At 52.0% G+C, this 14454-nt stretch carries 11 protein-coding genes and 1 other annotated feature; of the genes, 7 read left to right on the top strand and 4 right to left on the bottom strand.

The genetic code is table 11. The features are described 5' to 3' along the window. Positions 1-419: 419 nt before the first annotated feature. Both acrB and acrA read right to left on the bottom strand, forming a co-directional pair. Positions 420-3569 (bottom strand): efflux RND transporter permease AcrB, encoded by a 3150-nt coding sequence (gene acrB, locus NNO08_RS00390; RefSeq protein WP_137384610.1) that lies wholly within the window; start codon positions 3567-3569, stop codon positions 420-422. A 22-nt stretch (positions 3570-3591) separates the two neighbouring features. Continuing rightward, entirely contained in the window at positions 3592-4785 is a 1194-nt protein-coding gene (acrA, locus tag NNO08_RS00385; protein ID WP_048212410.1) for a multidrug efflux RND transporter periplasmic adaptor subunit AcrA, read from the bottom strand. A 141-nt stretch (positions 4786-4926) separates the two neighbouring features. On the opposite strand from acrA, the gene acrR reads away from it, so the two are divergent. Both acrR and mscK read left to right on the top strand, forming a co-directional pair. Further along, the gene (gene acrR / locus NNO08_RS00380; RefSeq protein ID WP_271441600.1) at positions 4927-5577 is read left to right on the top strand and encodes a multidrug efflux transporter transcriptional repressor AcrR; all 651 of its coding nucleotides are present in this window, start codon (positions 4927-4929) and stop codon (positions 5575-5577) included. A 127-nt stretch (positions 5578-5704) separates the two neighbouring features. Beyond that, on the top strand, positions 5705-9070 hold the full coding sequence (gene mscK, locus NNO08_RS00375; RefSeq protein WP_271454015.1) for a mechanosensitive channel MscK: 3366 nt from the start codon (positions 5705-5707) through the stop codon (positions 9068-9070). 253 nt (positions 9071-9323) lie between these two features. Here mscK and rsmS read toward each other — a convergent pair whose 3' ends face one another. Further along, entirely contained in the window at positions 9324-9491 is a 168-nt protein-coding gene (gene rsmS / locus NNO08_RS00370; RefSeq protein WP_096758034.1) for a pleiotropic regulatory protein RsmS, read from the bottom strand. A 14-nt stretch (positions 9492-9505) separates the two neighbouring features. Further along, positions 9506-10033 carry a primosomal replication protein N'' gene (gene priC, locus NNO08_RS00365; protein WP_271455947.1) on the bottom strand — a complete coding sequence of 176 codons (528 nt, stop codon included), beginning with the start codon at positions 10031-10033 and terminating at the stop codon, positions 9506-9508. A gap of 69 nt (positions 10034-10102) precedes the next feature. Here priC and NNO08_RS00360 point away from each other — a divergent pair, with 69 nt between their 5' ends. From NNO08_RS00360 to recR, 5 genes are all read left to right on the top strand, one after another. Then, positions 10103-10480, top strand: coding sequence for a DUF454 family protein (locus NNO08_RS00360; RefSeq protein ID WP_271449471.1), 378 nt, complete (start codon positions 10103-10105; stop codon positions 10478-10480). Positions 10481-10757: 277 nt separating this feature from the next. Continuing rightward, positions 10758-11309, top strand: a complete 552-nt coding sequence (apt, locus tag NNO08_RS00355) for an adenine phosphoribosyltransferase (protein ID WP_006685676.1) — start codon at positions 10758-10760, stop codon at positions 11307-11309. A gap of 210 nt (positions 11310-11519) precedes the next feature. Next, entirely contained in the window at positions 11520-13445 is a 1926-nt protein-coding gene (gene dnaX / locus NNO08_RS00350; RefSeq protein ID WP_271449470.1) for a DNA polymerase III subunit gamma/tau, read from the top strand. Continuing rightward, positions 12778-12842 (top strand) — a sequence feature (DnaX frameshifting element). (Overlaps the previous gene by 65 nt.) Positions 13446-13502: 57 nt before the next feature. After that, positions 13503-13832 carry a YbaB/EbfC family nucleoid-associated protein gene (locus NNO08_RS00345; RefSeq protein WP_003021764.1) on the top strand — a complete coding sequence of 110 codons (330 nt, stop codon included), beginning with the start codon at positions 13503-13505 and terminating at the stop codon, positions 13830-13832. Continuing rightward, the gene (gene recR, locus NNO08_RS00340) at positions 13832-14437 is read left to right on the top strand and encodes a recombination mediator RecR (RefSeq protein ID WP_079938353.1); all 606 of its coding nucleotides are present in this window, start codon (positions 13832-13834) and stop codon (positions 14435-14437) included. The genes NNO08_RS00345 and recR overlap by 1 nt, the downstream gene beginning before the upstream one ends. Positions 14438-14454 lie beyond the last annotated feature (17 nt).

The raw sequence follows: 14454 nt of genomic DNA, 5'->3' as shown, positions 1-14454 counted from the left end.
AACTTGCCCGCGACTCCTGATGATTTAACTATAATCTACTCTAAAAAAGATTTCATCGTCATATCACGAAAAATTACAATTATGTAAAATTATGATGCAGTCCCATTTTTACATTTTAACAGATACATGCCGGTATTCGAAATGGAACAACTTCTTTATTCTCGGTCAATCATCAAGTTATCTTGTTTAGGTTTAGCAACGAAAGGCGACAACCGACTCCGTGAACGAAAACTAGGAATAGTCTTAATATTTATTTAAGTAAATAAGGGTTCGTGACGTTTTTTAAGAATAGCCTTTAAGCTCACAAGGATTATATCGCTTATTTAAACAAGAGAAAATAAACGAAATCGCAATAAGCGCTTTTTATGATTTTTTTCCAGAAAAAAGGCCGCTTGCGCGGCCTTATCTTTAGGAATGTATCAATGATGCTCAACTGAGTGGCTATGTTCAACATCTTCGTTCTTGCGGCTAAAGCGGCGGCGGACCACCACAAAGAACACCGGAACAAAGAAGATAGCCAATACGGTTGCAGTGACCATCCCGCCCATTACGCCAGTACCGACGGCGTTCTGCGCGCCACTACCTGCACCGGAGCTGATAACCAACGGCATTACGCCGAGGATAAAGGCTAACGATGTCATCAGAATCGGACGTAAACGCATACGAACCGCGTCCAGTGTCGCCTCTACCAGACCTTTGCCTTCTTTATCCATCAAGTCTTTGGCGAATTCGACGATCAATATCGCGTTCTTCGCCGACAACCCAATGGTTGTGAGCAGGCCCACCTGGAAGTAAACGTCGTTGGTCAAACCACGGAACGTTGCCGCCAGCAGCGCACCGATAACCCCCAGCGGAACGACCAGCATAACGGAGAATGGAATTGACCAGCTCTCGTACAATGCTGCCAGACACAGGAAGACGACGATCAGTGAAATCGCATACAGGGCAGGTGCCTGGTTACCGGACAGTCGTTCCTGGTAGGACATGCCTGTCCAGTCATAGCCGATACCGGATGGCAGTTTGCTGGCCAGTTGTTCCATCATTGCCATCGCTTCACCGGTACTTTTACCCGGTGCGGCCTGGCCTAAGATTTCCATGGACGGCAGACCGTTATAGCGTTCCAGACGCGGTGAACCATATTCCCAACGCGAGGAAGAGAACGCAGAGAACGGCACCATTTGTCCATCACTACCACGGACATACCAGTTTCCAATATCTTCCGGCAACATACGGTATTTGGCTTCAGACATGACGTAAACTTTCTTCACACGACCACGGTCGATGAAGTCGTTCACGTAGCTTCCGCCCCATGCAGCGCCCAGCGTTGTATTAATGTCACTAATGGAAACACCCAGAGCCTGCGCTTTTTCCTGATCGATATCGATCTTGAATTGCGGAGTATCTTCCAGACCGTTAGGACGTACGCCCACTAACAGATCAGGATGTTTCGCGACTTCACCAAACAACTGGTTACGCGCCTGAGTCAATTTTTCATGGCCCAGACCGGCCTGGTCAATCAACTGGAAGTCGAAACCCGTCGCGGTGCCCAGTTCTACGATTGCTGGCAGGTTAAAGGCGAATACCATGGCGTCTTTAATCTGCGAGAACGCCCCCATCGCACGCTGAGTAATCGCTTCTACCTTGTTCTCTTCACCTGGACGTTCACTCCAGTCTTTCAGAGAGACGAATGCGATACCGGTGTTCTGACCACGACCAGCAAAGCCGAAGCCGTTAACCGCAAACACCGATTCAACGTTCGCTTTTTCTTTGGTCAGGTAGTAATCCGTCACTTCGTCCAGCACTTTCTGGGTACGCTCTTGCGTTGCACCTGCTGGCAGCTGAGCCATGGTCAGGAATACACCCTGGTCTTCATCTGGCAGGAAGGAGCTTGGCAGGCGAACAAACAGATAGGCCATGCCGACGACGATGATCAGATACAGCGCCAGGTAACGACCGGTGCTGCGCAGAATACCGCCTACGCTATCGGTGTAGTGGTGCGTGCTCTTATCGAACATGCGGTTGAACCAACCGAAGAAGCCCGTTTTACCTTCACCGTGATCGCCTTTAGCAATCGGTTTAAGCATTGTTGCACACAGGGCAGGGGTCAGAATCAACGCCACCAGTACAGACAACGCCATTGCGGAAACAATGGTGATGGAGAACTGACGGTAAATCGCACCGGTAGAACCCCCGAAGAAGGCCATTGGGATAAATACCGCTGACAATACCATCGCGATACCCACCAATGCGCCCTGAATCTGGCCCATTGATTTACGCGTTGCTTCTTTCGGTGGTAGCCCTTCTTCAGCCATGACACGTTCAACGTTCTCGACCACCACGATGGCGTCATCCACCAACAGGCCGATGGCGAGCACCATCCCGAACATCGTTAGCGTGTTTATCGAGAAGCCGAAAATCGCCAGCACAGCAAAAGTACCCAACAACACGACCGGGACGGCGATGGTCGGAATCAGCGTCGCGCGGAAGTTCTGCAGGAACAGATACATAACCAGGAATACGAGGATGATTGCTTCCGCCAGCGTCTTCACGACTTCGTGAATAGAGATTTTCACGAACGGTGTTGTGTCATACGGATAAACAATTTTCAGGCCTGATGGGAAGAACGGTTCCATCTTCACCAGTTCAGCGCGGATAGCCGCTGCGGTATCCAGGGCGTTCGCACCGGTAGCCAGTTTGATACCCAGACCAGACGCAGGCTTGCCGTTGAACTTCGCAATGATGTCGTAGTTTTCACCACCCAGTTCAATCTTCGCTACATCGCGCAGACGAACCTGGGAGCCATCCTGGTTCACTTTCAGCAGAATTTTGCCGAATTCGTCGGTGGAGGTCAGACGCGTCTGAGCAATGATAGAGGCGTTCAGTTGCTGGCCTTTCACGGGTGGCGTACCACCAAGCTGACCGGCTGCAACCTGGGCGTTCTGCGCTTTAATCGCGGAAATTACATCAACCGGCGTAAGCTGGTATTTGTTCAGTTCGGTTGGGTCCATCCAGATACGCATCGCGTACTGTGAACCGAATAGCTGCACGTCACCGACGCCTGAAGTACGGCTGATGGTGTCTTTCATGTTAGCGGCGACGTAATCCGAGATATCTTCCTGCGTCATTGTGCCATCGGTGTTGATAACACCAACAACCATCAGGAAGCTACTGGATGATTTCTCAACGCTAACCCCTTGCTGCTGTACTTCCTGAGGCAGTAACGGCATGGCCAGCTGCAGTTTGTTCTGCACCTGTACCTGCGCGATATCCGCATCAGTACCGGACTGGAAGGTTAAGGTGATCTGCACGGTACCCGTGGAGTCACTGTTTGAGGACATGTACATCAGGTTATCGATACCGTTCATATTCTGTTCGATAACCTGCGTAACAGTATCCTGTACTGTTTTGGCATCAGCGCCAGGGTAGGTCGCGGAGATCGTCACTGCCGGAGGTGCAATAGTAGGATATTGCGCTACCGGCAATTTGAGGATCGCGAGCCCCCCTGCCAACATGATGATAATGGCGATCACCCACGCAAATATGGGGCGATCGATAAAGAAATTAGGCATGTCTTAACGGCTCCTGTTTAAGTTAAGACTTGGACTGTTCAGGCTGGCTACCGCTTGCGGCTGGCTGGTTATTATCCGCGGTGACTTCCTGCGCTTTTACCTGAGCGCCAGGACGAACTTTCTGCAGCCCACTTACAATCACACGGTCGCCCGGCTTAAGTCCTTCAGTGACTAACCATTTGTCGCCAATTGCTTGTGCTGCCACAATTTGACGCGTTTCAACTTTGTCATCAGCACCGATAACCAATGCACTGGCATCACCACGCGGTGTGCGAGTAACGCCTTGCTGCGGAACCAGTAACGCCGTTGGGTTTGTCCCTTCTTCCAGACGCGCACGGACGAACATACCCGGCAGTAAGGTGTGATCCGGGTTCGGGAAGATTGCGCGTAACGTAATTGATCCAGTGGTTTGATCAACCGTCACATCCGAAAACTCCAGCGTACCGGACTGCGGGAATTTAATACCGTCGCTGGTGACCAGTTCAACTTTCGCTTTACCGTTCTCTTGCTTCAGCGTGCCATTGGCCAGCTCTTGTTTCAGGCGCAGGAAATCGTTACTTGACTGCGTCACATCGACATAGATGGGATCCAGCTGCTGAACGGTCGCCAGTGCGGTCGCCTGACCGTTTTGCACCAGTGCGCCTTCAGTAACGGATGACTTACCAATGCGGCCGCTGATTGGCGACGTGACTTTGGTATAGGCCAGATTGATACGAGCGGTTTCTACCGCGGCTTTCGCAGCGACAACAGCAGCGTTCGCCTGTTGTGCATCTGCCTGCGCGCTATCGTAGTCCTGTTGACTGATGTACTTCGTACCCAACAGTTTCTGATAACGTTTAACCGTCAGCTGAGCGATATTTGCCGCTGCTTGTGCTTTGGCCAGATCGCCTTTCGCACTTTCGTACGCGGCCTGGTAAGTAGCAGGATCAATCTGATAGAGAGACACACCCGCTTCAATGTCGCCGCCTTCGGTAAAGTTACGCTTCAGGATAATACCGCTGACCTGAGGGCGAACTTCCGCAATGCGAAAAGCACTGGTGCGACCTGGGAGTTCAGTTGTGATCTGTAGAGGTTCAGTTTTGAGCGTCACAACTCCAACTTCTGGCATCTGCTGGCCCCCTTGTTGGGCCTGTTTGTCGTCACATCCTGTTAGCGCTAAGCTGCCTGAGAGCATCAGAACGACTGCCAGAGGCGTTAACCCTCTGTTTTTGTTCATATGTAAACCTCGAGTGTCCGATTTCAAATTGATCAATGGCTTAAAGCCCATAAACCCATTGCTGCGTTTATATTATCGTCGTGCTATGGTACATACATTCACAAATGTATGTAAATCTAACGCCTGTAAATTCACTGACATATGGCACGAAAAACCAAACAACAAGCACAGGAAACACGGCAGCACATTCTGGATGTTGCTCTGCGTTTGTTTTCGCAGCAAGGGGTATCATCCACCTCGCTTGCGGAGATCGCAAAAGCCGCTGGTGTAACTCGCGGTGCTATCTATTGGCATTTCAAAAACAAGTCGGATTTATTCAGTGAAATCTGGGAGCTAGCAAAACCTAACATTGATGAGTTAGAAACTGAGTATCAGGCAAAATTCCCCGACGATCCACTATCAGTATTAAGAGAAATATTAGTTTACGTTCTTGAAGCGACCGTGACTGAAGAACGCCGACGTTTATTGATGGAGATTATATTCCACAAATGCGAATTTGTCGGGGAAATAGCAACAGTTCAACTGGTTCAACGCAGCCTGTGTCTTGAAAACTATGACCGGATCGAACAAACGCTGCGACACTGTATGGCTGCAAACATGTTGCCGGAGAATCTGAATACGCGCCGTGTGGCAGTACTACTGCGTAGTTATATCTCCGGGATCATTGAGAACTGGTTATTTGCGCCCGAATCGTTTGATTTGCGAAAAGAGGCGCGCGACTACGTTGCAGTGCTACTGGAGATGTGTCTGCTTTGTCCGACACTGCGTGTGAAGGTCGCAGAGACGAGCTAACTGTCAGACCCAATACCAGGAATTCTCCTGGAGGGTTTCCCTCCTGCTATTCTGTCCGCCACAGCCGTGATATTCTTGCCGCTTGACTATTTTCGGTCACTTTCCCGGTTCAGAAACGTTCATTCTCATGACTATGTTGCAGCTCTATAAACGTTCACAGCATCTTATTGCTATAAGCATTCTTTTCTTCATTCTATTGCTGTCCAGCCAGTCATCAGCATTTGCGCGAGCGCAACAGAATGGTGAACTGCCGACAAAAGTGGATATTCAGAGCCAGTTGGATGCGCTGAATAAACAAAAAGATCTTTCCGCGCAGGACAAACTGGTTCAGCAGGATCTTATCGATACTATCGCCACGCTGGATAAAATAGATCGCGTAAAAGATGAGACCGTACAGCTTCGTCAGAAAGTGGCTCAGGCGCCGGAGAAAATGCGCCAGGCAACGGATGCGTTGAATTCACTCAGCGATGTCGATAATGACGATGAAACGCGGAAAACGCTAAGTACGCTCTCTCTGCGCCAGCTTGAATCTCGTGTCGCCCAGGTGCTGGACGATCTGCAAAGCGCGCAAAACGACCTTGCAGCCTACAACAGTCAGTTGGTTTCGCTGCAAACGCAGCCAGAGCGTGTGCAAAATGCGATGTACACCGCATCACAGCAAATGCAGCAAATCCGCAATCGCCTGGATGGGACTAATGTGGGTGAGGCGGCATTACGCCCCAGCCAACAGGTGTTGCTGCAGGCGCAGCAAGCGTTGCTGAGCGCGCAGATCGATCAACAGCGTAAGAGTCTGGAAGGCAACACGGTTTTGCAGGATACCTTGCAGAAACAACGTGATTATGTAACGGCGAATACGAATCGTCTCGAACATCAGCTTCAGTTGCTGCAAGAAGCGGTGAACAGCAAACGTCTGACGCTAACCGAAAAGACGGCGCAGGAAGCGGTAACACCAGACGAAGCGGCGCGTATCCAGACCAACCCGCTAGTTAAACAAGAACTTGATATTAACCATCAGCTCAGCCAGCGTCTGATATCTGCCACCGAAAACGGCAACACGCTGATGCAGCAAAACATTAAAGTCAAAAACTGGCTTGATCGTGCGTTGCAATCTGAGCGCAATATTAAAGAACAAATCGCCGTGCTGAAAGGCAGCCTGCTGTTGTCACGCATTCTGTACCAGCAACAGCAAACGCTGCCGTCGGCAGATGAACTTGCCGACATGACCAACCGTATTGCCGACTTACGTCTGGAACAATTCGAGGTCAACCAGCAGCGTGATGCGCTATTCCAGAATGATGCGTTTGTCGCCAAGCTAGAAGAAGGGCACAGCAATGAGGTGAATGGCGAAGTCCATGATGCCCTGCTGCAGGTTGTGGATATGCGTCGTGAACTGTTGGACCAACTGAATAAGCAGTTGGGTAACCAATTGATGATGGCCATTAACCTGCAAATTAATCAACAGCAGTTAATGAGCGTATCGAAAAATCTGAAAGGGATCCTCACGCAGCAAATCTTCTGGGTAAACAGTAACCGCCCGATGGACTGGGACTGGATCAAGGCGTTCCCGCAAACGCTTAAAGACCAGTTTAAGTCGATGAAAATTACCGTGAACTGGGAAAAAGCCTGGCCGGCGGTATTCATTGCGTTCCTGGCCGGTCTGCCGTTGCTGCTTATTGCCGGGCTCATCCGCTGGCGTCTGAAATGGCTGAAAGAGTATCAGGCAAAACTCGCCGCGGCGGTGGGGAACTTGCGTAATGACAGCCAGCTCAATACGCCAAAAGCGATACTGATTGATTTGATCAGAGCCTTACCCGCATGTCTGATTATTCTCGCTGTAGGCTTGATTCTGCTGACGATGCAATTAAACGTCAGCGATCTGCTGTGGGCATTCAGTAAGAAGATGACCGTTTTCTGGCTGGTGTTCGGTCTGTGCTGGAAGGTACTGGAAAAAGATGGCGTGGCGATACGTCATTTTGGCATGCCAGCGAAACAGACCAGCCACTGGCGTCGCCAGATTGTGCGTATTAGCCTTGCGCTGTTGCCGCTTAACTTCTGGTCGGTTATTGCTGAACTGTCGCCGCTGAATCTGATGGATGATGTGTTAGGGCAAGTCGTTATTTTCCTTAACCTGCTGCTGATCGCCTTCCTGGTGTGGCCAATGTGCCGTGAAAGCTGGCGTGACAAAGAGTCGCACGGTCTGCGTCTGGTCACTATCACCGTGCTGTCCATTATTCCGGTTGCGTTGATGGTGCTGACGGCGACGGGTTATTTCTATACCACGCTGCGCCTGTCCGGTCGTTGGATTGAAACGGTTTATCTGGTTATTGTCTGGAACCTGCTATACCAGACGGTGCTGCGTGGGTTGAGCGTGGCGGCACGCCGCATCGCCTGGCGTCGCGCGTTAGCGCGTCGCCAGAATCTGGTGAAAGAAGGGGCCGAAGGCGCAGAGCCGCAGGAAGAACCGACCATAGCGCTGGAACAGGTAAACCAGCAAACGCTGCGTATTACGATGCTGTTGATGGTGGCTCTGTTTGGTGTTCTGTTCTGGGCAATTTGGTCCGATCTGATCACTGTGTTTAGTTATCTCGACAGCATTACGCTTTGGCATTACAACGGTACTGAAGCGGGAGCTGCAGTGGTGAAAGATGTCACCATGGGCAGTTTGTTGTTTGCCATTATTGCCTCGATGGTGGCGTGGGCACTGATCCGCAACTTACCGGGTCTGCTCGAAGTGCTGGTGCTCTCGCGACTCAAAATGCGCCAGGGCGCATCGTATGCCATCACCACGATCCTCAATTACGCGATTATAGCTATCGGCGCAATGACCGTCTTCGGATCGCTCGGCGTATCGTGGGACAAACTCCAGTGGCTGGCAGCGGCCCTGTCGGTTGGTCTGGGTTTTGGCTTACAGGAAATCTTCGGTAACTTCGTCTCGGGCCTGATTATTCTGTTTGAACGTCCGGTACGTATTGGCGATACGGTTACCATTGGTACGTTCTCCGGTACGGTCAGCAAGATCCGTATTCGTGCAACAACGATTACCGACTTCGATCGCAAAGAGGTCATTATCCCGAATAAGGCGTTTGTGACGGAACGTCTGATCAACTGGTCACTGTCTGATACCACCACACGTTTGGTTATTCGTATTGGTGTGGCTTATGGTTCAGATCTGGATAAAGTGAAGAAAGTGCTGCTACAGGCGGCAACAGAACATCCGAAAGTGATGCACGATCCGGAGCCGGCAGTGTTCTTTACTGCTTTCGGTGCCAGCACGCTGGATCATGAACTGCGTTTATACGTTCGCGAACTGCGGGATCGCAGCCACACGGTCGATGAACTGAACCGCGCGGTTGATCGTTTATGTCGTGAAAACAATATTGATATCGCCTTTAACCAACTCGAAGTGCACCTGCATAATGCCAAAGGTGACACAGTGACAGAGGTTAAGCGTGACATCATCAAAGGCGACGATCCGACGCCTTCTGTAGGTTAAGTTGCAATCAGGGCGGCAAATAGCCGCCCTGATTGCATTTAGTGCGACAGCGCGACCAGTTCTTCCTGCGTCAGGCCCGTAAGGTGCGTAATCAAATCCAGTTCCAGACCGCGGGTGAGCATTTTTTGTGCGATATTACGTGATTCAACCTGCCGAAAGACCGCATCGTGGGGAGTCGTTCCATGATCGGTCCGTTATTGTCGTGATGTTGCGACGACTCTGGCACCGAAGCCAATGGCAGACCAGAGAGCAATTAATCAGTTTGCGAGGCGTCTTCCGCAGTTTTAAGTTTGTTTTCATAATCACGCATAACGATCTCCAGCGCGCGTAGCACCGTGCGCGCTGGTAGCTGATTCTCTTCAAGCAAAACAATCAAATCGACGGCCAATTTGACCTCGTCCGGGGCGTTTTCAAGGGACATACATTCTCCGGTGATTAGCGGGTTAAACGCGCCAGCACGTTTTCAATCCTTGCCAGCGCATGACGGCAGCGTGCCAGTCGTGCTTCGAACGCCTCGACTTCTCGGTGCAGCTTTTGCTGCTCCTCAAACCCCGAGGCCAGAGCCAATTGCTCTTTACGTTTGCGTGTCATCTCAACCAGACGCCGTTCAAATTCCTGATGCTGAACGCGTTTACGTTGCCAGCGGGCAAGACCCGGCGAGGCGCTGTCCCACTCCCTCAGTGACCAGGTGGCGGATTCGCGTGAAATCGCTTCTAACTGTGAGGCGAGATGTTCCGCAAGCCAGGCAATTTGCGGCAATTGTTGCTGCTCAACGGCACGACGCAGGGCGGCAAGATTATCGCCAGCTTCATCCAGACAAGCCTGCAACAGCGTGCTGCGAGTACGAAAAAGATGACGATCGAAACGGGCGCTGAGCGTTGCGTGATGCGCCAGGGGGGCACATTGCTGGCGCAGGCTATTGAGTTGACTTTCGAGCTTCTGTAGTAGCATGACGATTTTCACGACAACACTCCGATGAAAATGAGAACTGTTATGCTAAAGTAGCGATTCTCTGTGTTAAGTACTCATATTATGCAACGCATTATTCTAATCATCATTGGCTGGGTAGCGGTAGTGTTAGGCACGCTGGGCATTGTATTGCCACTGTTGCCTACCACGCCATTTATCCTGCTGGCCGCCTGGTGTTTTGCGCGTTCATCGCCTCGCTTTCACGCCTGGCTGCTTTATCGTTCGTGGTTTGGCGGTTATTTGCGCCACTGGCAAAAACACCGCGCGATGCCGCCGGGAGCCAAACCTCGCGCTATTTTGTTGATCGTGCTGACCTTTAGCGTTTCGTTGTGGTTCGTTAATATGTTGTGGGTTCGCGTGCTGCTGCTGGTGATTCTCACCTGTTTGCTGATTTTTATGTGGCGAATCCCGGTGGTTGATGAAAAGCAACAAAAGCACTGAAGCACAATAATCGCTGTTGCAATTGTCTCTCACAGCCAGTAAATTCAACCGTTTTCGAGCACAGGCGCAGGTGGTCAAAGGTTAAGCAAATGTAACCCTGGCCCTTAATATAGACACAAAATCATTCAAGATACGTCGAGGCGGCAACTGAATGAATCCCCGGAGCTTACATCAGTAAGTGACTGGGATGAATGAAGGCAGCCAACAAAGAGGTAGCTTGAAGGATGAAGTGTATAGTGCGCCGTGAAGTAATACTGTATTAATCAGGCACAAACTTATGACCGCGACTGCACAGCAGCTTGAGTTTCTCAAAAATAGCATCAAAAGCATCCACGACTACCCGAAACCGGGCATTCTTTTCCGTGATGTCACCAGTTTGCTGGAAGACCCGAAAGCGTACGCGCTCAGCATCGAATTGCTGGTTGAACGTTACAAAAATGCCGGTATTACCAAAGTGGTCGGTACTGAAGCGCGTGGCTTCCTGTTTGGCGCACCGGTCGCGTTGGGCCTGGGCGTCGGGTTTGTTCCCGTGCGTAAACCGCGTAAGCTTCCGCGTGAAGTCATTGCTGAGAGCTACGAGCTGGAATACGGCACCGATCAGCTGGAAATCCATGTTGATGCCATCAAACCAGGCGATAAAGTTCTGGTCGTTGACGACCTGCTGGCAACCGGTGGCACGATTGAAGCGACCGTGAAGCTGATCCGTCGTCTGGGCGGCGAAGTGACCGATGCTGCTTTTATCATTAATCTGTTCGATCTGGGCGGCGAACAACGCCTGGAAAAACAGGGGCTGACTTGTTACAGCCTGGTCCCATTCCCGGGCCACTAAGTTCGGACTCTCTTTTTTGCCATTTTGGCTCCGGTCAGTGCTCAACATCCTCACGTACTGCGTGTACGTTCCGGTTTCTGCGCGCTGCCCGAAACCAAACTGGCTGTAACGATAGCGCCCGAATATAACGTGTCAACCTCGCCGTCGGTGCGAGGTTGTGTTAGCATTACCCCCTTGTGAATCCACCCTCCAGCCTTTCAGAGCCAGCCAATGAGTTATCAGGTCTTAGCCCGAAAATGGCGCCCACAAACCTTTGCTGACGTCGTCGGCCAGGAACATGTGCTGACGGCACTGGCGAACGGCTTGTCGTTAGGGCGTATTCATCATGCATATCTTTTTTCCGGCACTCGTGGCGTCGGAAAAACCTCTATCGCCCGTTTGTTGGCGAAGGGACTGAACTGTGAAACCGGCATCACGGCTACGCCTTGTGGTGTATGTGATAACTGCCGCGAAATCGAGCAGGGGCGTTTTGTCGATCTGATTGAGATCGATGCTGCGTCGCGAACCAAAGTTGAAGACACCCGCGATCTGCTGGATAACGTCCAGTATGCGCCAGCGCGTGGTCGCTTTAAGGTCTATCTGATCGACGAAGTGCACATGCTGTCGCGCCACAGTTTTAACGCTTTACTGAAAACGCTCGAAGAGCCGCCTGCGCACGTCAAATTCCTGCTGGCGACCACCGATCCGCAAAAACTGCCTGTGACTATCCTGTCACGTTGTTTGCAATTCCACCTTAAGGCGTTGGATGTTGAGCAGATTCGTCATCAGCTTGAACATATCCTCAATGAAGAGCATATCGTTCATGAGCCTCGTGCGCTGCAGTTGCTGGCCCGTGCAGCGGATGGCAGCCTGCGTGATGCGCTGAGTCTGACCGATCAGGCGATTGCCAGCGGCGATGGACAGGTCTCTACCCAGGCGGTGAGCACTATGCTCGGTACGCTGGATGACGATCAGGCGCTGTCGCTCGTTGAGGCGGTTGTTGCTGCGGATGGTGAGCGCGTCATGACGCTGCTGCATGATGCCGCCGCGCGCGGCATTGAATGGGAAGCGTTGTTGGTTGAGATGTCGGCTTTGCTGCATCGTATTGCGATGGTACAACTTTCACCCGCCGCGCTTGGCAGTGATATGGCCGCAATTGAGCAGCGTTTACGCGAACTGGCGCGGACTGTACCACCGACCGATGTGCAGCTTTACTACCAGACGTTGTTAATTGGGCGCAAAGAATTACCGTATGCGCCAGACCGACGTATGGGGGTAGAAATGACGCTGCTGCGTGCACTGGCTTTTCATCCGCGCCAGCCGCTTCCGGAGCCTGAAGTACCGCGACAGTCGTTTGCCCCGGCAGCACCCACCGCGGTGCTGACCCCGACGCAGGTCCCACCGCAACAGTCTGCACCGGTGCATCATGATGTGCCGTTATCTGACGCCACCAGCCAGGTACTGGCGGCACGTAGTCAGCTGCAGCGCGCTCAGGGAGCGACCAAACCAAAAAAGAGTGAACCGGCAGCCGCTTCCCGCGCGCGGCCGGTGAATAATGCTGCGCTGGAAAGACTGGCTTCGGTGTCTGAACGTGTTCAGGCTCGCCCTGCTGTCTCTGCGCTGGAAAACGCGCCGGCGAAAAAAGAAGCCTATCGCTGGAAAGCGACCAATCCAGTTGCAGAAGTCAAAGAAGTCGTCGCCACGCCGAAAGCGCTGAAAAAAGCGCTGGAACACGAAAAAACGCCAGAGCTGGCCGCAAAGCTTGCGGCTGAAGCCATTGAGCGCGATCCCTGGGCTGCGCAGGTGAGCCAGCTTTCGTTGCCCAAACTGGTGGAGCAGGTAGCGCTGAATGCCTGGAAAGAAGAAAATGGCAATGTGGTTTGCCTGCATCTGCGTTCTACGCAGCGCCATCTTAATTCCAGCGGCGCGCAGCAAAAACTGGCTGAAGCATTGAGTACCTTAACGGGGTCAACAGTTGAATTGACCATCGTTGAAGATGATAATCCTGCGGTGCGTACGCCGCTGGAATGGCGTCAGGCCATTTACGAAGAGAAACTCGCGCAGGCGCGTGAGTCGATTATTGCGGATAATAACATTCAGACGCTGCGCCGTTTTTTCGACGCGGACCTGGACGAAGAGAGTATTCGCCCCATTTGATCGTGAGCCTAATGGTTTGACGGTCGTCATCCCTTAACGTGATTGAGAGAGAAGCCTATGTTTGGTAAAGGCGGTCTGGGTAACCTGATGAAACAGGCCCAGCAGATGCAAGAAAAAATGCAGCAGATGCAAGAAGAAGTCGCCAAGCTGGAAGTCACCGGAGAATCTGGCGCAGGTCTGGTAAAAGTGACCATCAACGGTGCGCATAACTGCCGTCGCGTGGAAATCGATCCAAGCCTGCTGGAAGACGACAAAGAGATGCTGGAAGATCTGGTTGCTGCAGCATTCAACGATGCGGCACGTCGCATTGAAGAAACGCAGAAAGAGAAAATGGCCTCCGTTTCCTCCGGTATGCAGTTGCCACCTGGCTTTAAGATGCCGTTCTGATGCAAACCAGCCCGCTGTTAACTCAGCTGATGGAAGCATTGCGCTGTCTGCCGGGTGTTGGCCCGAAGTCGGCGCAGCGCATGGCGTTCACGCTCCTGCAGCGCGATCGCAGCGGCGGGATGCGTCTGGCGCAGGCGTTAACGAAAGCGATGTCGGAAATCGGCCACTGTGCCGATTGCCGCACCTTCACGGAGCAAGATGTCTGCAACATCTGTTCAAACCCGCGTCGCCAGGAAAATGGTCAGATTTGTGTGGTGGAGAGTCCGGCGGACATCTACGCCATTGAGCAAACCGGGCAGTTTTCCGGACGTTACTTTGTGCTGATGGGACACCTGTCGCCGCTGGATGGCATCGGGCCTGATGATATCGGGCTCGATCGTCTGGAGCAGCGACTGGCGTCTGAACACATCAACGAACTGATCCTGGCGACCAATCCCACGGTCGAAGGAGAGGCAACCGCCAACTATATTGCTGAGCTTTGTATGCAATATGGCGTTGAAGCCAGCCGTATCGCTCATGGCGTACCGGTAGGCGGCGAGCTGGAAATGGTCGACGGTACGACACTGTCGCACTCTCTGGCAGGACGACACAAGATTAAATTCTGAACAAACGGAGGCCGCGA

Origin of the sequence: Citrobacter sp. Igbk 17 (assembly GCF_028069775.1) — a bacterium.
Taxonomy (GTDB): Bacteria; Pseudomonadota; Gammaproteobacteria; order Enterobacterales; family Enterobacteriaceae; genus Citrobacter.
This window is presented reverse-complemented; position numbering and strand designations above follow the sequence as displayed.

Coding starts and splice junctions, on each gene's coding strand:
- acrB (WP_137384610.1), bottom strand. CDS start 3,569: ATGCCTAATTTCTTTATCGATCGCCCCATATTTGCGTGGGTGATCGCC.
- acrA (WP_048212410.1), bottom strand. CDS start 4,785: ATGAACAAAAACAGAGGGTTAACGCCTCTGGCAGTCGTTCTGATGCTC.
- acrR (WP_271441600.1), top strand. CDS start 4,927: ATGGCACGAAAAACCAAACAACAAGCACAGGAAACACGGCAGCACATT.
- mscK (WP_271454015.1), top strand. CDS start 5,705: ATGACTATGTTGCAGCTCTATAAACGTTCACAGCATCTTATTGCTATA.
- rsmS (WP_096758034.1), bottom strand. CDS start 9,491: ATGTCCCTTGAAAACGCCCCGGACGAGGTCAAATTGGCCGTCGATTTG.
- NNO08_RS00360 (WP_271449471.1), top strand. CDS start 10,103: ATGCAACGCATTATTCTAATCATCATTGGCTGGGTAGCGGTAGTGTTA.
- apt (WP_006685676.1), top strand. CDS start 10,758: ATGACCGCGACTGCACAGCAGCTTGAGTTTCTCAAAAATAGCATCAAA.
- dnaX (WP_271449470.1), top strand. CDS start 11,520: ATGAGTTATCAGGTCTTAGCCCGAAAATGGCGCCCACAAACCTTTGCT.
- NNO08_RS00345 (WP_003021764.1), top strand. CDS start 13,503: ATGTTTGGTAAAGGCGGTCTGGGTAACCTGATGAAACAGGCCCAGCAG.
- recR (WP_079938353.1), top strand. CDS start 13,832: ATGCAAACCAGCCCGCTGTTAACTCAGCTGATGGAAGCATTGCGCTGT.